Source organism: Frondihabitans sp. 4ASC-45, from assembly GCF_049472575.1.
Lineage (GTDB): Bacteria > Actinomycetota > Actinomycetes > Actinomycetales > Microbacteriaceae > Frondihabitans.
In genome coordinates this window covers 251012-274685 of sequence record NZ_JBCEBN010000002.1, presented here as the reverse complement: position 1 = coordinate 274685, position 23674 = coordinate 251012, and the positions used below count along the sequence as shown (strand labels likewise).

18 protein-coding genes are annotated in these 23674 nt (G+C 67.8%); 9 read left to right on the top strand and 9 right to left on the bottom strand.

The genetic code is table 11. From position 1 onward, the window contains the following. Positions 1–127 precede the first annotated feature (127 nt). From VH571_RS04840 to VH571_RS04825, 4 genes are all read left to right on the top strand, one after another. On the top strand, positions 128–706 hold the full coding sequence (locus tag VH571_RS04840; RefSeq protein ID WP_233573132.1) for a DUF3000 domain-containing protein: 579 nt from the start codon (positions 128–130) through the stop codon (positions 704–706). Beyond that, the gene (locus VH571_RS04835) at positions 696–1970 is read left to right on the top strand and encodes an HRDC domain-containing protein (protein WP_423263564.1); all 1275 of its coding nucleotides are present in this window, start codon (positions 696–698) and stop codon (positions 1968–1970) included. Before VH571_RS04840 ends, VH571_RS04835 begins: the two co-directional genes overlap by 11 nt. A gap of 90 nt (positions 1971–2060) precedes the next feature. Beyond that, positions 2061–3266 (top strand): thiolase family protein, encoded by a 1206-nt coding sequence (locus VH571_RS04830; RefSeq protein WP_123943959.1) that lies wholly within the window; start codon positions 2061–2063, stop codon positions 3264–3266. After that, positions 3263–5404 (top strand): 3-hydroxyacyl-CoA dehydrogenase NAD-binding domain-containing protein, encoded by a 2142-nt coding sequence (locus VH571_RS04825; RefSeq protein ID WP_423263563.1) that lies wholly within the window; start codon positions 3263–3265, stop codon positions 5402–5404. The genes VH571_RS04830 and VH571_RS04825 overlap by 4 nt, the downstream gene beginning before the upstream one ends. Positions 5405–5487: 83 nt before the next feature. On the opposite strand, the gene dxs is transcribed toward VH571_RS04825, so the two are convergent. The 5 genes from dxs to dut form a co-directional block, all read right to left on the bottom strand. Further along, positions 5488–7458: a 1-deoxy-D-xylulose-5-phosphate synthase gene (gene dxs, locus VH571_RS04820; RefSeq protein WP_423263562.1), complete on the bottom strand. Its 1971-nt coding sequence runs from the start codon at positions 7456–7458 to the stop codon at positions 5488–5490. Between the two features lie 128 nt (positions 7459–7586). Beyond that, a complete protein-coding gene (gene acnA, locus VH571_RS04815) occupies positions 7587–10409 on the bottom strand; it encodes an aconitate hydratase AcnA (protein WP_055958097.1) in 2823 nt (940 codons plus the stop codon). Between the two features lie 160 nt (positions 10410–10569). Beyond that, positions 10570–11343 carry a DUF3159 domain-containing protein gene (locus VH571_RS04810; RefSeq protein ID WP_423263561.1) on the bottom strand — a complete coding sequence of 258 codons (774 nt, stop codon included), beginning with the start codon at positions 11341–11343 and terminating at the stop codon, positions 10570–10572. A gap of 4 nt (positions 11344–11347) precedes the next feature. Further along, positions 11348–11953 carry a DUF3710 domain-containing protein gene (locus VH571_RS04805; protein WP_055961857.1) on the bottom strand — a complete coding sequence of 202 codons (606 nt, stop codon included), beginning with the start codon at positions 11951–11953 and terminating at the stop codon, positions 11348–11350. Positions 11954–12090: 137 nt separating this feature from the next. Next, positions 12091–12591, bottom strand: a complete 501-nt coding sequence (dut, locus tag VH571_RS04800) for a dUTP diphosphatase (protein WP_423263766.1) — start codon at positions 12589–12591, stop codon at positions 12091–12093. A 71-nt stretch (positions 12592–12662) separates the two neighbouring features. On the opposite strand from dut, the gene VH571_RS04795 reads away from it, so the two are divergent. Next, on the top strand, positions 12663–13118 hold the full coding sequence (locus VH571_RS04795) for a DUF3093 domain-containing protein (RefSeq protein WP_055958100.1): 456 nt from the start codon (positions 12663–12665) through the stop codon (positions 13116–13118). On the opposite strand, the gene VH571_RS04790 is transcribed toward VH571_RS04795, so the two are convergent. Further along, entirely contained in the window at positions 13093–13386 is a 294-nt protein-coding gene (locus tag VH571_RS04790; RefSeq protein WP_055961860.1) for a DUF4193 domain-containing protein, read from the bottom strand. The two genes, VH571_RS04795 and VH571_RS04790, sit on opposite strands and share 26 nt — an antisense overlap. 228 nt (positions 13387–13614) lie before the next feature. Here VH571_RS04790 and sepH point away from each other — a divergent pair, with 228 nt between their 5' ends. Continuing rightward, on the top strand, positions 13615–14817 hold the full coding sequence (gene sepH / locus VH571_RS04785) for a septation protein SepH (protein ID WP_423263560.1): 1203 nt from the start codon (positions 13615–13617) through the stop codon (positions 14815–14817). Positions 14818–14907: 90 nt separating this feature from the next. After that, a complete protein-coding gene (locus VH571_RS04780) occupies positions 14908–15510 on the top strand; it encodes an HD domain-containing protein (RefSeq protein WP_423263559.1) in 603 nt (200 codons plus the stop codon). Positions 15511–15556: 46 nt separating this feature from the next. Here the strand turns inward: VH571_RS04780 and VH571_RS04775 are convergent, their stop codons facing one another. Further along, on the bottom strand, positions 15557–15970 hold the full coding sequence (locus tag VH571_RS04775) for a MarR family winged helix-turn-helix transcriptional regulator (protein WP_423263558.1): 414 nt from the start codon (positions 15968–15970) through the stop codon (positions 15557–15559). An 80-nt stretch (positions 15971–16050) separates the two neighbouring features. Here VH571_RS04775 and VH571_RS04770 point away from each other — a divergent pair, with 80 nt between their 5' ends. Beyond that, on the top strand, positions 16051–17004 hold the full coding sequence (locus tag VH571_RS04770) for a zinc-binding dehydrogenase (protein ID WP_423263557.1): 954 nt from the start codon (positions 16051–16053) through the stop codon (positions 17002–17004). Positions 17005–17094: 90 nt separating this feature from the next. On the opposite strand, the gene VH571_RS04765 is transcribed toward VH571_RS04770, so the two are convergent. After that, positions 17095–18267: an alkaline phosphatase family protein gene (locus tag VH571_RS04765; protein WP_423263556.1), complete on the bottom strand. Its 1173-nt coding sequence runs from the start codon at positions 18265–18267 to the stop codon at positions 17095–17097. A gap of 65 nt (positions 18268–18332) precedes the next feature. Between VH571_RS04765 and VH571_RS04760 the strand changes: the two genes are divergently transcribed. Continuing rightward, positions 18333–20816: a DNA gyrase/topoisomerase IV subunit A gene (locus tag VH571_RS04760; protein WP_423263555.1), complete on the top strand. Its 2484-nt coding sequence runs from the start codon at positions 18333–18335 to the stop codon at positions 20814–20816. 497 nt (positions 20817–21313) lie between these two features. Here VH571_RS04760 and VH571_RS04755 read toward each other — a convergent pair whose 3' ends face one another. Next, positions 21314–23425, bottom strand: coding sequence for a DNA gyrase/topoisomerase IV subunit B (locus tag VH571_RS04755; protein WP_423263554.1), 2112 nt, complete (start codon positions 23423–23425; stop codon positions 21314–21316). Between the last annotated feature and the right edge of the window lie 249 nt (positions 23426–23674).

Here is a 23674-nt window from a genome sequence, read left to right as displayed (position 1 = left end):
CCCGGTCGTGCGCCGGCTGGCCATGAGCGACCGAGGTCACCTACGGCGTGCCTCGGAGCCACGGTTCTGCCGGGAGCCTAATCTTCATCTCGTGTCCGATACTCCCTCACGTCCTCAGGAACCGGCTGTGACCGGCCCCCGGGCCTTCGTCGAGGCCGTGGAGGCCATTCGCGCCATCGACGCGCGCGACGACCTCGTCGTGACGGAGATCCCTGCGCCGAGTGGGCTGGCCCCGTCGGCCTTCGCCCTCGCCGCCGACGTCGTCGGCGTCGGCGAGAACGCCGACCCCGAGCTCGGCACCGGACGTTTCATCGTCCTGTACGACCCGGAAGAGCCCGAGCCCTGGGGAGGACCCTGGCGCATAGTCAGCTTCGCCCAGGCCCCGCTCGAGACCGAGATCGGCCTGGACCCATTCATCGCCGACGTCGCCTGGAGCTGGCTGATCGAGTCGCTCGGTGCCAACGGCGCCGCCTACTCGTCGGCCTCGGGCACGGCGACGAAGATCCTGTCGAGCGGCTACGGGGAGCTCTCGTCTCAGAGCGACGGGGCGTTATTGGAGCTCCGCGCGTCCTGGTCGCCGAGCGATACCGACCTCGCCCCGCACGTGCGGGCCTGGGCCGAGCTCATCTGCACCCTCGCCGGTCTCCCGCCGACCGCGGAGGGCGTCACGCTCCTAGCCTCTCGAAGGGTCGGGCGTGACAAGTAGGATCGAAGAAGAAACCCCGCCCCAGGAGGCTCCCGTCGACCACGTTCCCGCCGCCGACGACGACCACGCGTTCGTCGACGTCATCACGACCCGCGAGGCCTACCTCGACGCCATCGACGCCATCGCGAAGGGGCACGGCCCTGTCTCCGTCGATGCCGAGCGTGCCTCCGGCTACCGTTACTCGCAGCGCGCGTATCTGATCCAGGTCTTCCGCCGCGGTGCCGGCGTGTTCCTCTTCGACCCGCCGGCTCTCGGATCCTTGCGCGAACTCAACGACGTCATCAAAGACGAGGAGTGGATCTTCCACGCCGCCTCGCAAGACCTCGCCTGCCTCCGTGAGGTCGATCTCGACCCGGTGCGGATCTTCGACACCGAGCTGGGTGCCCGCCTGGCAGGCCTTCCCCGAGTCGGGCTCGGCGCCGTCGTCGAAGAGCTCCTCGGCATCCACCTGGCAAAAGAGCACTCGGCCGCCGACTGGTCGACGAGGCCACTCCCCCAGAGCTGGCTCGTCTACGCCGCCCTCGACGTCGAGTTGCTCGTCGATCTCCGCGACGCGATGTACGACGTGCTCGTCGAGCAGGAGAAGGTCGAGATCGCCGAGGAGGAGTTCCAGGCGACCCTGCGACGCGAGGCCAAACCTCCCCGCCAGGAGCCATGGCGTCGCACGACGGGTCTCTCCACCCTGCGTGGGCAGCGTGCTCTTGGCCTCGTTCGCGAGCTCTGGGAGGCGCGAGACGACTACGCCCAAGAGGTCGACACCGCTGCTGGTCGCCTCCTTCCCGACTCGTCGATCATCGCGGCCGTTCGCGAGAACCCCGCCACGAAGCGCGATCTCGGCGCTCTGAAGTCGTTCGTCGGTCGAGCGAGCCGCACCGAGCTGAGCCGCTGGTGGGCCGCTCTCGAACGGGGCCGTGCGTCGACCGATCTTCCCTCGCTCCGCGGGCCGTCGACCGACCAGCTCCCCCCGCCCCGCTCGTGGGCCGACCGCAATCCCGAGGGTGACGCCCGCTACAAAGCCGCTCGGCCGCGCCTTCAGCACATGTCCGAGGCGATGTCGATCCCGGTCGAGAACCTCCTCACTCCCGACCACCTGCGACGAGTCGCGTGGGAGGCGCCCGAGGTTCTCGACCTGGCCCACATCGGCCAAGGTCTGCGCGAGGCCGGTGCGCGCGAGTGGCAGATCGCGGCCACAGCCCCCGCCATCCTGCAGGCCTTTGTCGAGGCTCACCAATCGCTCGCGCAGGGCTCCGAATCGGCTTCGTAGATAAGCGCAGTCGATTACTGGCCCACAGGTGCCGCTTCTAGGATCGAGCCGTTGGCGTCTGCAACAGGCGCAGTCGATTCAGGAGGCAATGTGGCCATCAGAACAGAAGTCGTCTTCGTCGACGGGGTTCGCACCCCGTTCGGGCGAGCCGGCGAAAAGGGAATGTACTGGCAGACCCGGGCCGATGATCTCGTCGTCAAGGCCATGCGGGGGCTGCTCGACCGCAACCCGGGGCTCGACCCGGCCGACATCGACGACGTCGCCATAGCCGCGACGACGCAGACGGGCGATCAGGGGCTCACTCTCGGCCGCACGACGGCCCTGCTGGCGGGACTGCCGCGATCCGTGCCGGGGTTCGCGATCGACCGCATGTGCGCCGGAGCGATGACGAGCGTCACCTCCGTCGCGGGTGCCGTCGCCTTCGGCGCCTACGACTTCGCGCTGGCCGGCGGCGTCGAGCACATGGGCCGCCACCCGATGGGATTCGATGCCGACCCGAACCCCCGCTTCGTGGCAGAGAAGCTTGTGAGCGGCGAGGCCCTCAACATGGGCAACACCGCTGAGCGCATTCACGATCGGTTCCCGTCGCTGACCAAGGAGCGCTCCGACCACTTCGCGTTCCGGTCGCAGCAGAAGCTCGCTCAGGCCTACAGTGACGGGCACATCCAACCCGACCTCGTTTCGGTCGCCGTCCGCTCCGCAGCCGGATGGGGGCTCGCCGACCGCGACGAGGCTCCTCGACCCGAGACGACTCTCGAGGGTCTCGCGACGCTCCGCACGCCCTTCCGTCCGCACGGCCGCGTCACTGCCGGCAACTCGTCCGGCCTCAACGACGGTGCCACGGTCTCGCTAATCGCGTCAGAAGACGCAGCCAAGCGTGCCGGTCTGGCGTCCAAGATGCGGCTCGTCAGTTTCGCCTTTGCCGGAGTCGAACCCGAGATCATGGGAATCGGTCCCGTTCCCTCGACCGAGAAGGCTCTTCGCAAGGCGGGCCTCACGATCGACGACATCGGCCTTTTCGAACTCAACGAGGCGTTCGCGGTGCAGGTGCTGTCGCTCCTCGACCACTTCGGCATCGACGACGACGATCCGCGGGTGAACCCGTGGGGTGGCGCCATCGCGGTCGGCCACCCGCTGGCTTCCTCGGGGGTTCGCCTGATGATCCAGCTCGCCCGCCAGTTCGAGCTGCACCCCGAGGTCCGCTACGGGCTCACGGCCATGTGTGTCGGCCTCGGTCAAGGCGGAAGCGTCATCTGGGAGAACCCGCACTTCGACGGAAAGAAGAAGACCAAGTGACCGACACCTCGCTCCTTCTCGACCTCTCGCGCGACGAGGTCGTCACGCACTCGTACGTGCGCGACGTGGCTCTGCCCTCCGGCGGCATCCTGGCCCTGGTCACTCTCGACAACGATCGCGACCACCGGCGCCCGTCGACGCTCGGGCCGGTCACTCTCGTCGAGTTTTCCGAGACGCTCGATGCCCTTCGGGCCCGTGCGGCTTCCGGAGAGATCCGGGCGATCGCCGTCACCGGCAAGCCCTACTTCCTCGCCGCCGGCGCCGACCTGTCGAAGGTCGGCCAGATCCCCTCGCGCGAGGCGGGCCGGCAGATGGCCCGGCTCGGCCACGACGCTCTCGGCAAACTTCACGATGCCGGGGTGCCCACGTTCGTGTTCATCAACGGGCTCGCCCTCGGCGGTGGTCTCGAGGTCGCCCTCAACGCCGACTACCGGTCGGTCGACTCGGCAGCACCGGCCCTCGCGTTTCCCGAGGTGTTTCTCGGCATCATCCCGGGCTGGGGCGGCGCCTGGCTCCTGCCGAACCTGATCGGCATCGAGAACGCCCTCAAGGTGATCGTCGAGAACCCGCTCAAGAACAACCGCACGCTGAAACCCGCACAGGCGCTCGAACTCGGAATCGCCGACGTGATGTTCGGCTCGGCAAGCTTCCTCGAAGACAGCATCCGCTGGGCGGACGGCGTCATCAGCGGGGCGGTCAAAGTCGCCAGGCCCCACGTGCCGGGCAAGATCGAGCGTGCCGTCAAATGGGACGCGGCGATAGCGATCGCTCGTAAGACGCTTCAGAAGAGGATCGGCACGGTCGCGAAGGCTCCGTATGCCGCGCTCGACCTTCTTGCCGGGGCGAAGAAGGCCACCCGCGATGAGGGGTTCGTCGCCGAAGACGAAGCGCTGGCCGATCTCATCTCGGGCGACCAGTTCCGTGCCTCGATCTACGCCTTCGATCTGGTGCAGAAGCGTGCCAAGCACCCGGCCGGCGCGCCCTCCCCCGACCTGGCCCGGAAGATCACCAAGGTCGGCATCGTCGGCGCCGGGCTCATGGCCTCGCAGTTCGCCCTGCTCTTCGTGCGCAAGCTCAAGGTTCCCGTCATCATCACCGACATCGACGAGGCCCGTGTCTTGCGGGGTGTCGCCGGCATCCGATCGTCCATCGACGAACTGCAGGCGAAGGGCCGCGTCTCGCCCGACGAGTCGAACCGCCTCAAGGCCCTGATCTCGGGAACAACCGACATCGCCGACTTCGCCGACTGCGACTGGGTGATCGAGGCGGTCTTCGAAGAGCTGGGTGTCAAACAAGACGTCTTCTCGCGCGTGGAGAAGGTCGTGTCGGAGTCGTGCGTGCTCGCGACCAACACGTCGTCGCTCTCGGTGTCGGCCATCGGATCGGTGCTCACTGAACCGGCACGCCTGGTGGGTTTCCACTTCTTCAACCCGGTGGCCGTGATGCCGCTGGTCGAGGTCGTGAACACCCCCTCGACCGACGACGAGACGCTCGCGACCGCGATGGCCGTGGCGAAGACGCTGGGCAAGAACGCCGTCATCACAGCCGACGCACCGGGGTTCGTCGTCAACCGCGTGCTCGCAAAGCTGCTCGGCGAGGCGATGCACGCTGTCGAGACCGGCACGCCCTTCGAAGTCGTCGATCGTGCGACGGCCCCGTTCGGACTGCCGATGACGCCGTTCGAGCTCCTCGAACTGGTCGGGCTGACGGTGGGCGCGCACGTGCTCGACACGCACCACGCCGCTTTCCCCGAGCGCTTCTTCGAGAGCGAGGCCCTGCACCGCCTCGCCGAGTTCGGTCACATCTTCGAGCGTGACTCGAAGGGCAACCGCAAGGGCTTCGACCCCAAGGCTGTCAAGCTGGTCGGCGGATCCAGGTCGGGTGAGAAGCGCGAAGCGCTGACCGAAGAGCAGCTCCGCATCCGCATCGAAGACGGCCTGGCCGACGAGATCGGTCGCATGCTCGACGACGGTGTTGTCGCGGCGCCCGAAGACATCGACCTCTGCTTGATCCTCGGCGCTGGATGGCCGTTCCAGATGGGCGGCGCGACACCCTACCTCGACCGGGTCGGTGCGTCCGAGCGTGTTCGAGGCCGGGCGTTCCACGACCCGCTCATCCGCGGGGTCGGTGCGGCCTAGGCACCTGGAGCCTCCAGTCGAAAGTGCCCGAATCGTCGCCGATCATCAGATCGGACGGCGATTCGGGCACTTTGGTGTGCGGGCTACTCGGCGTCGGCCGAACTGCGCTGGGCCGATGTGACCGAGGCCGACGAGCCAGTCGACGGCGACGCCCCCTCGGGTCGGGCGACAGGCAGCTTCGACCCCAGCACCATGGCCGTCACGTCGCGCGCGACGGCCTGGGCCGTGAGGCCAGCCGCGTCGAAGATCTGGGCGCGCGAGGCGTGGTCGATGAACTCGTCGGGCAGACCGAGCTCCGTGACCGCGGTGTCGACGTCGGCGGCGCGCAGATCTTGACGCACGCGCGTGCCAATTCCGCCGACCCTCACGCCGTCTTCGAGAGTGACGACGAGGCGGTGCTGGGCGGCGAGGTCGACGACGCTGCGAGGCACGGGAACGACCCAGCGCGGGTCGACGACCGTGGCGCCGATGCCCTGCGAGGCGAGTCGGGCTGCCACGTCGAGCCCCAGCCGGGCCATCGGGCCGACGGCCATGATGAGAACGTCGGGTCGGTCGCCGCGGGCGAGGACGTCGACGCCGTCGTCAAGACGCTCGACGGCGTCGATGTCGTCACCCGCCTCGCCCTTGGGGAAGCGGATGACGGTGGGAGCGTCGGTGACGGCAACGGCCTCGCGGAGCTCTTCGCGAAGGCGGGTGCCGTCGCGGGGCGCGGCGATGCGGATGCCGGGGACGACCTGCAGGATGGCGAGGTCCCAGATGCCGTGGTGGCTGGGCCCATCGGGGCCGGTGACCCCTGACCGGTCGAGCACGAACGTGACTCCGGCCTTGTGCAGGCCGACATCCATGAGTACTTGGTCGAAGGCCCGGTTGATGAAAGTCGCGTAGAGCGCGACGACCGGGTGCATTCCGCCGAAGGCCAACCCGGCGGCTGAGGCGACCGCGTGCTGCTCGGCGATTCCGACGTCGAGCACCCGCTTCGGATACTTCTCGGCGAAGCGATGGAGGCCGACGGGGCGCAGCATCGCCGCGGTGATGCCGACCACAGTACGGTCGCGATCGGCGATCGAGACGATCTCATCGGCGAAGATGCTCGTCCAGCCCGGAGCGCTCGACGTCTCGAGGGCCTCGCCGGTCTCGGGGTCGATGTGCCCAACGGCGTGGAACTGGTCGGCGACGTCTTTGAGCGCGGGCTCGAAGCCCCGGCCCTTCTGCGTGATGGCGTGCACGATGGCCGGAGCACCGTAGTTCTTCGCCTGCTGCAGGGCCTCCTCCATCGCCTTCTGATCGTGACCATCGATCGGGCCGATGTACTTGATGTCGAGGTTCGAGTAGAGGGCGTCGTTGTTGGTGAAGCGGCTGAGGAAGCCGTGGAGGCCGCCCCGGACGCCCCGGTAGAACGCGCGCGCCGGGGATCCTAAATGATCGAAAGCCGCTCTCGAGGAGACGTGCATATCGCGGTAGGCCTGAGCGGTGCGCACCGAGTTCAAGAACCGGGCCATGCCACCGATGGTCGGTGCGTACGACCGGCCGTTGTCGTTCACGACGATGATCAGGCGGCGGGTGTTGTCGTCGCTGATGTTGTTGAGGGCCTCCCACGTCATGCCCCCGGTGAGGGCGCCGTCGCCGACGACGGCGACCACATGGCGGTCGCCATGACCGGTCAGGGTGAACGCGCGTGAGATGCCGTCGGCCCAGGACAGCGACGACGAGGCGTGCGACGATTCGACGATGTCGTGCACCGACTCGCTGCGCTGCGGGTAGCCGGCCAGGCCGCCCTTGAGGCGCAGGTCGGAGAAGTCTTGACGCCCAGTGACGAGCTTGTGCACGTACGACTGGTGGCCCGTGTCGAAGACGAAGGCGTCTTTCGGCGAGTCGAACACCCGGTGCATCGCGAGCGTGAGCTCGACCACGCCGAGGTTCGGGCCGAGGTGGCCTCCGGTCTTCGACACCTCCGTCACCAGGAACCGGCGGATCTCGGCGGCCAGCACGAGCATCTGCTCGTCACTCAGCCCATCGAGGTCGCGGGGCTCGTGGATCGTCTCGAGGAGGCTCATGTGTCTCGCTTTCCGGGGGCACGGGTATAACCCCACCTGAAGTTTAGGCTTCGTCGCCTGGCAACGGACGAACGCCCCACCCTCCCAGAATGGGGAGTGGCGGGGCGTCCGTCGGGAAGACTACTGACCTACACCAGCGAGCGGAGCACGTACTGGAGAATGCCACCGTTGCGGTAATAGTCGGCCTCGCCCGGGGTGTCGATGCGAACGACTGCGTCGAACTCGACCACGGCCTTGCCCTCGGCGGAATGCGCCGTCGGCTTCGCGACCACGTGCACCGTCTTCGGGGTCGTGCCCTCGTTGAGGGCGGTGAGGCCGGAGATGCTGATCGACTCGCTGCCGTCGAGCCCGAGAGACTCCCACGTCTCGCCCGCCGGGAACTGCAGCGGCACGACGCCCATTCCGATGAGGTTGGAGCGGTGGATCCGCTCGAAGCTCTCGGTGATGACGGCTTTGACGCCGAGGAGCGATGTGCCCTTGGCGGCCCAGTCTCGCGACGAGCCGGAGCCGTACTCTTTGCCGGCGAGCACGACGAGGGGGGTGCCCTCGGCGCGGTAGTTCTCGCTGGCGTCGTAGATGAACGACTGCGGGGCGTCGGGCTTCGTGAAGTCACGCGTGTAACCGCCCTCGACGCCGTCGAGAAGCTGGTTGCGCAGGCGGATGTTCGCGAACGTGCCACGGATCATGACCTCGTGGTTGCCGCGGCGCGAACCGTAGCTGTTGAAGTCTTTGCGCTCGACGCCGTGGTCGGCGAGATACCGGCCGGCCGGGCTGTCGACCTTGATGGTCGACGCGGGGCTGATGTGGTCGGTCGTCACCGAATCGCCGAGTTTCGCCAGCACGCGGGCATCGGTGATGTCGACGACGGGGGTCGTCTCGATCGTGAGGCCATCGAAATACGGGGGCTTGCGAACGTAGGTCGACTCGCTGTCCCATTCGAAGGTCGCGCCCTCGGGCGTCGGGAGCGAGCGCCAGCGGTCGTCACCGTCGAAGACGGCGCCGTACTCGCGGGTGAACATGTCGGTGTCGATCGACTCGTCGATCGTCTTCTGCACCTCGGCGGCCTCGGGCCAGATGTCTTTGAGGAAGACCTCGGTGCCGTCGGATCCCGTGCCGAGCGCGTCGTTCTCGAAGTCGAAGTTCATCGAGCCGGCGAGAGCGTAGGCGATGACGAGGGGCGGCGACGCCAGGTAGTTCATCTTGACGTCGGGGTTGATGCGTCCTTCGAAGTTGCGGTTGCCCGAGAGCACCGCCGTGACGGCGAGGTCGTTGTCTTGCACCGCGGTGGAGATCTCGTCGAGGAGCGGCCCTGAGTTGCCGATGCAAGTGGTGCAGCCGTAGCCGACCGTGTAGAAGCCGAGGTCTTCGAGGTAGCTGGTGAGACCGGCCTTCTCGTAGTAGTCGGTGACGACCTTGGAGCCGGGAGCCAGGGTGGTCTTGACCCACGGCTTGGCCTTGAGGCCCTTTTTGCTGGCGTTGCGAGCGAGCAGCCCGGCCGCGAGCATCACCGAGGGGTTCGAGGTGTTGGTGCAGCTCGTGATGGCCGCGATGGCCACGGCGCCGTGGTCGAGCGTGAACTCGGATCCGTCGGCCAGGGTGACCGGCGAGGGCTTCGAGGCGTGCGACGGCGTGGCGGACGAGGCGTGCGTGTGGCTGTGCTCGTGCGCGGTGTCTTCGTCCTGGGGCGTGAGCCCGACGGGGTCGGACGCCGGGAACGTCGCCTCGACGGCCTCGTCGACGCCCGAGTGCGCTTCGGCGTCGGCGTAGTTGCCGAGGTCGATCTCGAACTGGCTCTTCGCGACGGAAAGCTCGATGCGGTCTTGGGGGCGCTTCGGGCCGGCGATCGACGGCACGACGGTCGCGAGGTCGAGCTCGAGGTACTCCGAGTAGCTGGGCTCGACCGAGGGATCGTGCCAGAGGGTCTGCTCCTTGGCGTAGGCCTCGACGAGAGCGACCTGCTCGTCACTGCGCCCGGTGAGGCGCAGGTAGTCGAGGGTGACGTCGTCGATGGGGAACATCGCGGCGGTCGAGCCGAACTCGGGGCTCATGTTGCCGATCGTGGCGCGGTTCGCGAGCGGAACCGCTCCGACGCCTTCGCCGTAGAACTCGACGAACTTGCCGACGACGCCGTGCTTGCGGAGCATCTGCGTGATGGTGAGCACCACGTCGGTTGCCGTGACGCCGGTCGGGATCGCGCCCGAGAGCTTGAAGCCGACCACCTTGGGGATCAGCATCGACACGGGCTGGCCGAGCATCGCGGCCTCGGCTTCGATGCCGCCGACGCCCCAGCCGAGCACGCCGAGGCCGTTGACCATCGTGGTGTGCGAGTCGGTGCCGACGAGCGTGTCGGGGTACGCGCGAAGCACGCCGTCCACGGTGCGGGTGAAGGTCACCTGCGCCAGGTACTCGATGTTGACCTGGTGCACGATGCCCGTTCCCGGGGGAACGACCTTGAAGTCTTCGAACGCGGTCTGGCCCCAGCGCAAGAACTGGTAGCGCTCTCCGTTGCGCTCGTACTCGAGCTCGACATTGCGCTCGAGGGCGTTCTCGCTGCCGAACAGGTCGGCGATGACGGAGTGGTCGATGACCAGCTCGGCAGGCGACAACGGGTTGATCTTGGTGGGGTCGCCGCCGAGATCCGCCATTGCCTCTCGCATCGTGGCGAGGTCGACGATGCAGGGCACGCCCGTGAAGTCTTGCATCACGACTCGAGCCGGGGTGAACTGGATCTCGGTGTCGGGGTCGGCCGACGGCACCCACGACCCGAGGGCCTTGATCTGCGACTCGGTCACGTTCGCGCCGTCTTCGGTGCGAAGGAGATTCTCGAGCAGGACCTTGAGGCTGAAGGGCAACTTGTCGAAGCCGGGAACCGCGTCGATGCGGTAGACCTCGTACGTCTTCTCACCGACGGTGAGGGTGCTCTTCGAGCCGAAACTGTTTACGTCTGACACGTGCCGTCTCCCTTGCGCTGACTCGCCCCATCTTCGCCGTGGAGCGAGGAGCTCCACCAGCAAGGCCAGCCTAAGTCCGTGCGTGTGGGGCGGACTGGCCGGAGGCTCAGAATCGAGCCCAACGATCTATCTTGATGTCAAGACAAATCTAGCACTCGAATCAGGATCCGGGCGCAGCGCCATCGGCAGCCACGTCAGCGGCCGACCGGGCCGAATACACCGTCCGCACCAGCAGCCACGTCACCCAGAGCATCGCGGCGTAGAACGGCACGCCGAGCAGGAGCTTGAGGGCACCGAGCAGCGCGACGTCGCCGGCGAGGAAGAGCGGCACCTCGACGGCGAGGCGGATGCCGAACAGGAGCACCCACAGCCACGTTGTCAGCGTCAGCACGCGGCGTTTTGCCCGGTCGGCACGCCAGGCCGAGCCCTCGTTCGTGAGGAGCCCGACGACGATTCCGATCAGCGGCCAGCGGGCGGCGAGCGAGACCAACAGCACCAGCGCCGACACGGAGTTGATCACGATGCCGGGAATGAAGTTGTCGATCGTGCGCCCCGAGATCAGGGCGAGAAGGGCGGAGAGCAGGATCCCGAGGAGCCCCGCGATTGCCTGAGGCACCGGGCCTCGCTGCACGGCCCTCACCACGACGAACACGACGCCGAGGGCGACGGGCGCCAGCACCGAAGGCAGGAGCTCGTGCGTGATCGTGTAGATGACCAGGAAGCCAAGACCGGGGAGGATCGACTCGATGAGGCCGCGGACTCCCCCGATGGCCGTCAGCAGAGCATGGCCGGTCGGCACCTCGCCCGGCGCGACCTTGCCGATGCCCGCTCGCTGCGCCGCGGCACGAAGCTGCTCGCTCAGCGTTGCCGCAGGAGCCTCGTCGGCACCCGTGCCGCTCGGCTCCGGCTGCACGCCGTGGGAGTCGCTCGTCACCGGATCAGACCGTGGTCGTGCCGGGGTCGCCCGGGGTCGACTTCGGCATGTGCAGCGGGATGAGGTCGCGGGGCGGCATCGGCTCGGTGCCGCGGACGACGACGACGCTGCGGAAGAGCTCTTCGATCTTCTCGGCGGCCTCCGGGTCGACTGTCGCGTCTCCGGCGATCACGCCACGGAGAAACCAGCGCGGGCCGTCGACGCCGACGAAGCGTGCGAGTCGAGTGGTCTGCCCGGGGACGGCGCCCTCGGAGCCGGCCGCAATCGGGATCTCGGCGCGGATCTCCGGCCCGAACGGACCGTCGACCTCGGCCGTCGTGCCACCCTGCTTGCGGATCTGGTCGGCGATCTGCTCGCGGATCTCGTGCCAGAGGCCCGTCGACCGCGGGGCCGCGAACGGCTGGACCTGCAGGGTCGACTTGGCGAAGTCGAGCCCAACGGCTACGACGCGCTTGGAACCCTCCTCGACCTCGAGGCGAAGATGGAGCCCCTCGCGGGGAACGATCTTGACGCCGCCCAGGTCGACGTATGGGCGCACCGGGTTGGCTTCGCTCTCGTCGAGCGGGCCCTCCTCGGCGCGGTCGTCGGGGGCGGACTTGTCTTCGAGGATGAGGTCGGTCTCGGCTTCTTCGGCCTCGACGAGGTCGACTACCTCGTCACCCTCCGTGACCTCGGTCGTCTCGAGCTCGACGGCGTCGACCGACGACGTCTCTCCGAGTGCTGCTGCCTCGCGGCGGCTCTTTCTGCTCACTTGGTGCCTTCCGTAGTCGTGTCGGTGGTGCTGCCGGTCGTGCCGGCGTCATTTGCCACACCGTAGGCCGTTGCGGCGACGCTGAACCCGCTCCTACCCGTCGAACCGAATCCGCCTTCTCCGCGGACGCTCTCGGGGAGGGTGTCGACCGGAACGAATGTGGCTCGGACGACCGGCATAACGATGAGCTGCGCGATCCGGTCTCCTATGGCGATGTCGAACGGCGTGCGGGCGTCGGTGTTCAGGAGGGTCACCTTGATCTCACCGCGGTAGCCGGCGTCGACCGTGCCGGGAGAGTTGACGACTGTGATGCCGTGCTTCGCCGCCAGACCCGAGCGGGGTACGACGAAGGCCACGTGCCCTTCGGGGAGGGCGATCGAGACGCCGGTCGAGATGAGCGCCCGCTCTCCGGGGAGGAGTGAGAGAGCCTCTCGACTGGTGAGATCGGCCCCGGCGTCGCCCGGGTGGGCGTAGAACGGGGCTTCGACCTCGCCCAGAGGGGCAAAGGGAACGTCGAGGCTCTGAGTCACGTGTCGAGGGTAGTGCAGAAGTCTGGTCGAATAGTCTCATGACCTCGTACCGCGAACGCCTCTCCCCGCCCCCGCAAGTCTTCGTGGCTTTACTGCTCGTGGTGCCGGCGTCGGTGCTGGTCTTCCTGCCCATCAACGTGCCCGTCGGCTGGGGTGTCGGAATCGCCCTCTTCGTCGGATTCGGGCTGGCGCTCTGGTTCGGCTCCCCCGTGCTGACGGTCGCGGAGGAGGGCTTCCGGGCCGGCCGGGCCATTCTCTATCCCGGTGAAATAGGAGCGGCCGCCGCTTTCTCGGGTGAGGAGGCGACGGCCGAACGCGGTGTGCGTCTCGATGCTCGTGCGTGGACCTTGTTTCGCGGCTGGGTCAAGCCGGTGATCAAGATCGGGCTGACCGACCCCAGCGACCCGGCTCCTTACTGGCTCGTCTCGACGAGACACCCGGAGCGGTTGTCGCTGGCGATCGATGCAATCAGGCCGCGCACTCCAGGCAGATAGGCCCGAGTTTGGTCTCGTGGTCGAGCTGCGAGCGGTGCTTCACCAGGAAGCACTCGACGCAGGTGAATTCGTCGGCCTGAGGGGGCAAGACGACGACCTCGAGGTCGAGGTCGCTGAGATCTTGCCCGGCGAGTTCGAAGCTCCCGGGGTTGTCGGCGTCGTCGACGTCGACCACACCTGACATCTTGTCGGGAACCCGCTCTTTCAGCGCCTCGATCGACTCAGAATCGTCGTCGTTCTTTCGAGGTGCGTCGTAGTCGGTGGCCATGCCCATCCAGTTCTGTACTCATATTCGCCCGAAGATCAGGGTCTGATACCCAAATCGGCGGGCACAGTTTGCACCAATCGATGATCAATAGCAAACCAGCCCGCGCGGCCGTCTTTGTCGTCTCACGCCGCAGCAAATGAACTTGCGGCGCGCCCGCGTTATTCCCCGGAATTCCGGGAGTTCCGTGGCATCCTCACTGGTGAATCGCGACGGCGGAAGGCGTGAGGCATGCAGGAGTTAAAGGTCATCGGAGTGGAGAGCGGCGCGCTGCTCGTCGCCACCGACGCCGGGAGCGAATTCCGGTTGCCCGTCACGCAGTCCCTGCAGTCGCAACTGCGGCAGGCCGGGCCCGACCAGGCGCCCGTCGTGCAGAAGGTCTCGCCCCGTGAGATCCAGTCGAGCATTCGCGCCGGCCGTACCGCCCAGCAGGTCGCCGACGAGACGGGTGCCGATGTCGTCTATGTGCGTCGTTTCGAAGGCCCCGTCCTCGACGAGCGCAATTTCGTGCTCGAATCGGCCCGATCCGTGCCGGTGAGCGTCGCCGGTGGCGTGGACGCCCTCGGTGAGTCCTCGCGGTTCGGCGAGGTCATCGATTCGCGCCTCGACGAGTCGAGTGCCACTGACCGCGAATGGACGGCGTTCAAAGACGCCTCGGTCGGCTGGATCATCCGTGTCACCTACACGACCAGCGAGGTGGAGCGCGACGCCGCCTGGCGTTTCGAGCCCAAGAAACAGTCTCTCGCCCCGCATGCCGGAGACGCCCACACTCTTTCCCGTCAAGACGCCGACCACTCGAGTCTCGTGCCCCGCCTCCGCGCGGTAGCAGCCCAGGCCGAGCCGCAGACCCGGGGTTCGGTTGACACCGACGCCGCGGCCGGCTCCGACGAGCACACCGGAGACACGGGGCGGTTCGACAGCGGCGCCTTCGAGCCTCTGCCGGATGTGCCCGAGACGGTCGTGCCGGATCCTTCGGTCGGTTCTGCTTCTGCGCGCGCCCGCGATGGCTGGAGCGCCGCGTCGGTGGCTGCGATGAACCGCGCCCCCGAGAGCGAGTCGTCTCACAATCAGACCGCCGACCTGCTCGAGGCCCTGCGTCGACGCCGAGGCGAACGCGAGGCCGCGCGCTTTGACGACGACTCTCCGTCTCGCGCCGCTCATCCGTCGACCGGCTCGATTCGGGTCGTGGACGTTCCGCTTGACGAGTTCGACGACGGTACCGAGTCCGAGACGTCGAGTGAGCCCGTGCGCCCTGCGGTTCTCCGCCCGAAGGTCGTGCCCGATGGACGACGAGGATCCGAGGCGCCGGCCCCGTCTTCGTCGCCCGAGCCTCGGCAGAAGTCGATCCAGTCGCGCGGCCGCAAGGGTCGCGCGTCGATGCCGAGTTGGGACGAGATCGTCTTCGGTGCCCGCTCGGACGACGACCCGGCCTGATTGTCCCCGGGTCGTCCTTTGGCAGGATGCCGACGTTGAGTGGCGTGCCTGCCAGTCGTGGTCGACTTCGTGTCTCCCTACGGTGAGGGCATGACCGATCTCCTCACGCCGCCTACGCCGATCGCAGCGGCTTCCCTCGATGTCGCCCGCCGCTGGCTCTCCCCCGAACTCGTGAACCACTCCGTGCGTTCGTGGGCCTGGGCATCGCTGTTGGCCCGCGCCGAGGGGCGCACCTTCGACGACGAGCTCCTTTTCGTCGCGGCCATGCTGCACGATGCCGGTGTCGCGCCGCACTTCGATGCGCACGAGGTCGCATTCGAGGAGGCCGGAGGTGCAGTCGCGGCGGTCTTCGGGACAGGAGCCGGCTGGTCGCCTGCGCGCTCGGAGCGGGTGCGCGAGATCATCGAGCGGCACATGTGGCGTTCCGTCGACCCTGCGCTCGACGTGGAGGGCTACCTGCTCGAACTCGCGACCACACTCGACGTGCGGGGAGACGGTGCCTCACGGTGGCAGAAGTCCGACCTCCGCTCGATCACGGCCCGGGTGCCTCGCCTCGACTTCGGTCGAGCCTTCGACGCGTCGATCGCCGCGCAGGCGGCGCGCAAGCCCGAAACGGCTGCCGTGCGGCTGCACGCGAGCGGTGGTGTGGCGGCGGGGACGGCGTTCTGGGACGCGTTCGCGGCGAGGTCGTGATCACCGACGCTGCGGACATGCTGTCGGAGCCGCTGTGTTCTAGGCGTCAGGATCCGCCCACCCGCCGCATCGCCCCGACGATCCGCACGAGCGCCTCGCGGTCCTCAGCTGTGGCCGCTGCCAGCAGCTCCCCCACGCCGCGATCCACTTCGGCTTCCAACTCAGCGCCCAGCTCGCGTCCGGAGTCGGTGAGTCGCACCGTCACCACTCGCGCGTCGTGCTCCGCTGTGCCGCGGACCACGAGCCCGCGCTTCTCGGCTCGGTCGATCAGGCCCGAGACCGACGAGCGATCGAGCCGAAGGTGGTCGGCCAGTTCGGCCATACTCGGGGTCCGATCGCGAAGGATCCCAAGGACCCTCAGCTGCGTTACCGACAGCTGCTGTGTGGAGGCGACGCGGGTGAGTGCCTCGTGGACGGCGAACGTGAAAACCGCGGCAGCGTCGATGAGTGAATCGGCCATGACCGAGATGCTACTTGACTTAGTTGGTAACACCACGCATATGATTGGCGGCACCAACTACTTCACATCAAGGAGACACCATGCACGCGGCACTCGTCACCGATTTCGACCACAATCCCCGATACGCCGATGTCGATGAGCCCCAGCCGGTCAGGCCCCACGAGGAAGTCTTGGACGTTCTCGCAGCCGCACTCCACCCACGGGTTCGATCGCAGGCCGACGGTTCGCACTACACGTCGACCGACGCGCTCCCCCTCGTGCCCGGTGTCGACGGCGTCGGGCGCCGAGCCGACGGCTCGCTCGTCTACTTCGTCGTCGGCGACACCCAGCTCGGAACCCTCGCCGAGAAGACGATCGTCGACCTGCGCCGATCGGTGCCACTCCCCGCCGACGCCGATCCCCTCCTACTCGCGGCTGCGATGAACCCCGCGATGTCGTCCTGGGTCGCTTTGACCAAGCGCGTCTCGTTCCGGCCGGGGCAGTCGGTGCTCGTGCTAGGTGCCACCGGGGCCGCTGGTCAGCTCGCGATACAGGTGGCCAGGCGCCTTGGTGCCGGCGACGTGGTGGCGGCCGGTCGCGATCGGGCCAAGCTGGCTCGCGCCGGATCCTTCGGGGCTTCTGCCACGGTCGACCTCTCGGCCTCCCCCGACGAGGTCGCGGCCGACCTGGCCGCGAAGGCCGCCGACGTGGACGTCGTACTCGACTATCTCTGGGGCGAACCGGCGCAGAACGCAGTTATGCCGCTGCTGCTCGCCCGTGCCGATCGCAGTCGTGCCCTCGACTGGATTCAGATCGGGTCGAGCGCCGGCGCCGAGATTGCTCTTCCGTCGGCGGCCCTGCGACAGGCGAATCTCCGCTTTCTCGGCAGCGGCCAGGGCTCAGTGAGCACCGCGGGCATTGTCTCGGTGCTACCGGATCTCGTGGCCGAGGTGATGCGCGGTGGTCTGACGGTCGAGGTCGACGAGCGTCCCCTCTCGGAGGTCGAGGCGGCGTGGTCGGCGACGGGGGCAGCGCGCGTGGTGTTCGTGCCGTAATGGCCGCCACTCCCTCCTTAGTGGTGACAGCGCACCTCAATTCAGGAAGCAGGCGATGCGCCGCTCACCGCCTTAACGAACTGTGCCGACCTACGCGAACGCCCCGAAACGCGCCAAGGGCACCTGCGACTCTTCCGCCGACCACGACCCGTGCTGCCCGACCATCCCGCGGCCACGCACGTCGGCGTCGGCGTAATAGGCGATGCCCTTTCGTGCGGCGACGAGCAGATCACCGATCCGGGGTCTCACCGAGGCATCAACCGGGCCGAACCATCCGGCCTCGATCGCCTCGTCGCGCGTGACCACCCACGAGCGGGCGTCCTCCGACTCGTGCCAGGCGGCAACGAGCCTCGAGCGAGCTTCGTCGTCGAGGCCTGGCTCGAAGTGCAGCTGAAGGCAACGCGGCTCTCCCGCGAAGTGCCGCACGCCCTCGACCAGCTCGGGGCGGTGGCCGTAGAGAACGTGCTTCGCCGGATTGATGTCGACCATGCCGTGGTCGGCCGTGACCACAACAGCCTGATCGCGCTTGAGGCCCGACACGAGGGTGCGTAGCTGCGAGTCGACGAGCTCGAGGGCGGCCGACCACTGCGGCGACTCCCACCCGTACTTGTGACCGGCGACATCGAGCTCGGGAACGTAGACGTACGACAGCGAGGGCGCCGCCTCGCGGAGCACCGCGCCCGCCGCCTCGAACCGTGCTTCGACCGATTCGGCCGAGCGGTATTCCGCGCCGCGCAGGATCGCCTTCGTGAGACCGGAGTGTGCGTAGCGGGAGGGGCCGATCGCGAACGCTCGGATGTTCTGCCCGGGCGAGCCGTCGGATCCTGCGCTCGTCTCCGTGCTCTTCTCAGCGGTCGCCCGCTCGAAGATGGTCGGCACGCGCTGCCAGGTCGCCGGATCCATCCGCGAATCCCAGCCCGACAGCTGCTTGACCACCCGATCGTGCTCGGGGTCGAGCACGCTGTAGCCGACCAGGCCGTGCTCGCCGGGCAGCACACCGGTGGTGATCGTGGCGATCGACGAGGCGGTGGTCGTCGGAAAACCACAGAAGAGAGGTGTTGCGGCCGCCGCGAGAGTGCGCGCGTAGCCGGCGCGCTGTTTCAGAGCCGAGGATCCGAGCCCGTCCACGATCAGCACGACCACCTGGCGCGCCGGCGCGAACCCCAACCTGTTCTCCACACCCCGGAGGGCCGCTACGCAGCTGGGGAGAACGTCGGCCAGGCTCCAGGCCGAGGGGTCTCTCGCCGGTACCATGGTGCTCATCGGCCCCAGTCTGGCACAGCGCTCGGCCGCCGGTTTCGCCCCCGATCCCCCTGCAGTGAGAGTTCATGACGACGACCGACAGCACCGGCTCCTCCCCCACGGGCGAGCGCATCGAAGAGATCGATGTCTCGAGTGAGATGCAGGGGTCGTTCCTCGAGTACGCATACTCGGTCATCTACTCCCGCGCCCTGCCCGACGCCCGTGACGGGCTCAAGCCGGTGCAGCGCCGCATCCTCTACATGATGAGCGAGATGGGCCTCCGTCCCGAGCGCGGTCACGTCAAGAGCGCTCGCGTCACCGGCGAGGTCATGGGCAAGCTCCACCCGCACGGCGACTCGGCGATCTACGACGCCCTCGTGCGACTCGCCCAAGACTTCACGATGCGCCTGCCGACCATCGACGGGCACGGCAACTTCGGTTCGCTCGACGACCCGCCCGCCGCCGCCCGCTACACCGAGGTTCGACTCGCGCCCGCAGCGATGGCGATGAACGAGGGGCTCGGCGAAGACGTCGTCGACTTCGTTCCCAACTACGACAACCAGCTGATGCAGCCCGAGGTGTTGCCTGCTGCATTCCCGAACCTTCTCGTGAACGGCGGCTCGGGTATCGCGGTGGGCATGGCCACCAACATGGCGCCGCACAACCTCGTCGAAGTGATCGGAGCCGCGCGGCACCTCATTGAGCACCCCGAGGCGACCCTCGACGACCTAATGGCCTTCGTGCCCGGGCCCGACCTGCCGACCGGAGGCACCATCGCCGGGCTGGCCGGAGTCCGCGACGCGTATGCGACCGGGCGCGGCAGCTTCAAGGTCCGCGCCAAGGTCTCGATCGAAAACCTCACGGCTCGCAAGAAGGGGCTCGTCTTCACCGAGCTGCCTTACATGATCGGCCCCGAGAAGATCATCGAGAAGGTCAAAGACGGCGTCAACGCGAAGAAGCTCACGGGCATCTCCGACATCAACGACTTCAGCGACCGCCACCACGGCATGCGCTTGATCATCGACATCAAGACCGGGTTCAGCCCCGAGGCCGTGCTCGAGCAGCTCTACCGGCACACGCCGCTCGAAGACGGCTTCAGCATCAACAACGTGGCGCTCGTCGAGGGGCAGCCCCGCACGCTCGGTCTGAAAGAGCTCCTCGAGGTCTACGTTGCGCATCGACTCGAGGTCGTCACCCGCCGCAGCCGCTACCGCCTGCAGAAGCGCGAAGACCGCCTCCACCTCGTCGAGGGCCTGCTCATCGCGATCCTCGACATCGACGAGGTCATCCAGGTCATCCGCACCAGCGACGACTCCGAGGCCGCGAAGACGCGGCTCCGCGAGGTCTTCGATCTCTCCGACCTGCAGGCCGAGTACATCCTCGAGCTCCGTCTGCGTCGCCTCACGAAGTTCAGCCGGATGGAGCTCGAGGCGGAGCGCGACGAGTTGCTGGCCGCGATCGCGTCGCTTCGCGAGCTGCTGTCCGATCCCGCCAAGCTGCGGGCGCTGGTGTCGAGCGAACTGGCCGACATCGCCGACGAATACGGCACCCCGCGCCGCACACTCCTCACCGAGGCAGCGCCGTCGGTCGCCTCGACTCGCAAGAACGCCCCCGTCGTCGAGGTCGCCGATCTCCCGACGCGCGTGTATCTGTCGACGACCGGTCGTCTTCTCCGAGTCGACCTCCAGGATCCCGCGGCCGCCGACACCGAGTCCGGCGCCGGGCCCGTCCCCCCGTCGCGCCGCACCAAGCACGACGCGATCCGGTCCAGCGTCACCACGACGACGCGGGCCGAGATCGGCGCGGTCACCTCGACCGGTCGTCTCATTCGCTTCTCGCCCGTCGACCTGCCGGCCGCTCCCCCGACGTCGGTGCAGCTGGGCGCGGGCGTGCCGGTCAAAGATTATCTGGGCCTCTCATCGGCGAGTTCTCCCGCCTCCGAGAAGGTGCTCGCCCTCGTCTCGCTCGACTCCGCCGACCCGGTCGCTCTTGGCACGGCTCAGGGCGTCGTGAAGCGAGTCACGCCGGGGGCCTGGCCGTCGAAGCCGGAGTTCCCCGTGATAGCGCTCAAGCCCGGCGACTCCGTGGTCGGCGTGGCACAGGGCCCCGACTCCGACGAGCTCGTCTTCGTCACCACCTCAACGCAGCTGCTGCGCTACCCGGCTGCCCTCGTTCGCCCCCAGGGCACGGCCGGTGGCGGTGTCGCCGGTATCTCGCTGGCGGCCCGGGCGACCGTGCTGTTCTTCGGCGCCGTCCCCGCCACGGCATCGGCCGTCGTCGCGACAATCTCGACGTCAGCTGCGACCATCGCCGGGGCCGACCCGGGCCGGGCCAAGATCAGCGACTTCGCCGACTACCCCGCGAAGGGTCGAGCCACCGGTGGCGTTCGGGCCCATGCTCTGCTCAAGGGCGAAGACGGTCTGTCCGTGGCGTGGGTCGGGGTGGCTCCCGCCATTGCGGTGGCCGCCGACGGCGGTGTCCGTAAGCTGCCCGAGACGCTCGTGCGGCGCGATGCCTCGGGCACACCGCTCGACACGGTTGTCGGATCGATCGGCGGCGCGGTCTCGTAGCTTCGGCTTCGCGTCGATTCTGCGCTGCAGCAGGGCTGCGCGCCGGGCGAGGTGACGTGAATCGGCCGGTGTCACACCGCCGCGGCGCGCGAGGTCGGCCGATTCGCGTCGGTTTGATGTGCGGCGGAGGTCGGCGCCGAGTGAAGTGACGCGGTTCGGCCTTTGCGACGTGGCGCGCCGCGTCGGGTTGGCCGATGCGCGTCGGGTTGGCGTGCGGCGGTGTTGGAGCCGCGCGAGGTGACGTGAATCGGCCGATGCACACCGCCGCGGCGCGCGAGGTTGGCCGATCCGCGTCGCTTAGCCGTGCGGCCGAGGTCGGCGCCGGGTGAAGTGACGCGGTTCGGCCTTTGCGACGTGGCGCGCCGCGTCGGGTTGGCCGATCCACGTCGGTTAGCCAGCCGCAGCCGCAGCCGCAGCCGCAGCCGCAGTCGCGGCCGCAGTCGCGGCCGCAGTCGCGGCCGCAGCCGCAGCCGCAGCCGCAGCAGCCGCACCAACCCCTACGTGTCGATTCGCTCCCGCGCCAGCCCGGCACCCTCGATGATGAACTCCTTGCGGGGCGCGACGTCATTGCCCATCAGCAGCTCGAAGACCCGGCCGGCGTTCTCGGCGTCTTCGACCTTGACGCGTCGGAGCATGCGGCCGGCGCGGTCCATCGTGGTGGTGGCAAGCTGCTCCGCATCCATCTCACCGAGGCCCTTGTAGCGCTGGATGGGATCCTGGTATTTCTTGTTCGTTCTCTTCAGGCCGGCGAGAACGCCCTGCAGCTCTTGCTCGGAGTACGTGTAGATCGTCTCGTTCGGCTTCGACCCGGGGTTGATGACGACGACGCGGTGCAGCGGGGGCACGGCGGCGAAGACTCGGCCGGCCTCGATCATCGGACGCATGTAGCGGAAGAAGAGGGTGAGTAGCAGGGTGCGGATGTGGGCGCCGTCGACGTCGGCATCGCTCATGATGATGACCTTGCCGTAACGTGCCTGGTCGAGGTCGAACGAGCGACCGGAGCCGGCGCCGATCACCTGGATGATCGACGCGCACTCGAGGTTCGACAGCATGTCGCTGACGGAGGCCTTCTGCACGTTGAGGATCTTGCCTCGGATCGGCAGGAGGGCCTGGTATTCGCTGTTGCGGGCAGCACGGGCTGTTCCGAGCGCTGAGTCGCCCTCGACGATGAAGAGCTCGCTGGTGCCGACGTCGTTCGAGCGGCAGTCAACCAGTTTGGCTGGCAGCGACGACGATTCGAGCGCGTTCTTGCGGCGCTGGGTCTCTTTGTGGGCGCGCGCGGCGATGCGTGACTTCATCTCGACGACGATCTTGTCGAGCACGGCCGCCGTCTGCGTTTTGTCGTCGCGCTTGGTCGAGGCGAACAGGTCGGCCATCGCCTTGGCGACGACGTTCGACACGATGGCGCGCACGGCCGGGGTGCCGAGCACCTCTTTCGTCTGGCCCTCGAACTGCGGTTCGGGCAGCCGGACGGTCAGCACAGCGGTGAGCCCCGCCATGATGTCGTCTTTCTCGAGCTTGTCGGTGCCGACCTTGAGGCGACGGGCATTGGCGTCGACCTGCTGCTTGAGGAACTTCAGCAACCCCGCGTCGAACCCGGCCTGGTGCGAACCGCCCTTGGGCGTCGCGATGATGTTGACGAAGCTGCGCGTGACCGTTTCGTAGCCGTCGCCCCAGCGGAGAGCGATGTCGACCTCGCACTCGCGTGCGACCTCGGTCGACACCATGTGGCCCTTGTCATCGAGCACCGGCACCGTCTCGGTGTATTTGCCGGTGCCCTGCAGTCGCCAGGTGTCGGTGATCGCCTTGTCGGTGGCGAGGAAGTCGGCGAACTCCGAGATGCCGCCCTCGTACGAGAACAGCTGCTCGACGGGCTCGCCGTCTTCGGTGGTGGCCGTCGTGATCGGGCGTTCGTCGCGAATGCGAATCGCGAGGCCCGGCACGAGGAACGCCGTCTGCTGGGCCCGGCTGACGAGGTCTTCGAGTCGGAACGCCGCGCCCTTGGTGAAGATCTGACGGTCGGCCCAGTAGCGCACCCGAGTGCCGGTCGCCCCCTTGGCGGCCTTACCGGCCACCCGGAGCACACTCCCCTTCTCAAATGGCGCGAAGGGGGCGTCGGGCGCGGGGGCGTTCGTACCGTCGTCGAAGGTGCCGGGCTCGCCCCGATGGAACGACATCGCGTGCGTCTTGCCCCCACGGTCGACCTCGACGTCGAGCCGCTCCGAAAGCGCGTTGACGACGGACGCGCCGACCCCGTGCAGACCACCGGACGCTGCGTAGGATCCGCCTCCGAACTTACCGCCGGCATGAAGCTTCGTGAAGACGACCTCGACGCCCGTCAACCCGGTCTTCGGCTCGATGTCGACGGGGATGCCTCGCGCCGTGTCGCGGACTTCGACGCTGTCGTCGGCATGGAGGATCACGTCGATCGACGAGCCGTGCCCACCGAGCGCTTCGTCGACGGCGTTGTCAATGATCTCCCAGAGGCAGTGCATGAGGCCGCGCGAGTCGGTGGAGCCGATGTACATGCCCGGCCGCTTGCGAACGGCGTCGAGGCCCTCGAGCACTGAGAGGTGACGGGCGGAATAATCGGATGCAGCGGCGGCCACGGGACTCCTTCTGGCGACAACGGCACGCGGCCCGAAAAGAAAAGACCCGGACACGCACCGATTCAAGAATACGGGGCTCAGTCTTCTCTCACCCTCCGACACCCCCTCCGACGCGGTCTGGGGGCCGCCCCCGGATTGGGGAGAAGAGATTCGCTTCGCGGCGAGCGAAATCGGCCCGAATCTCGCACAAACGAAACGTTCGCGTGTTTTGATGGCATCTACCTACCCACGCACCACCGTTCTGGAGGA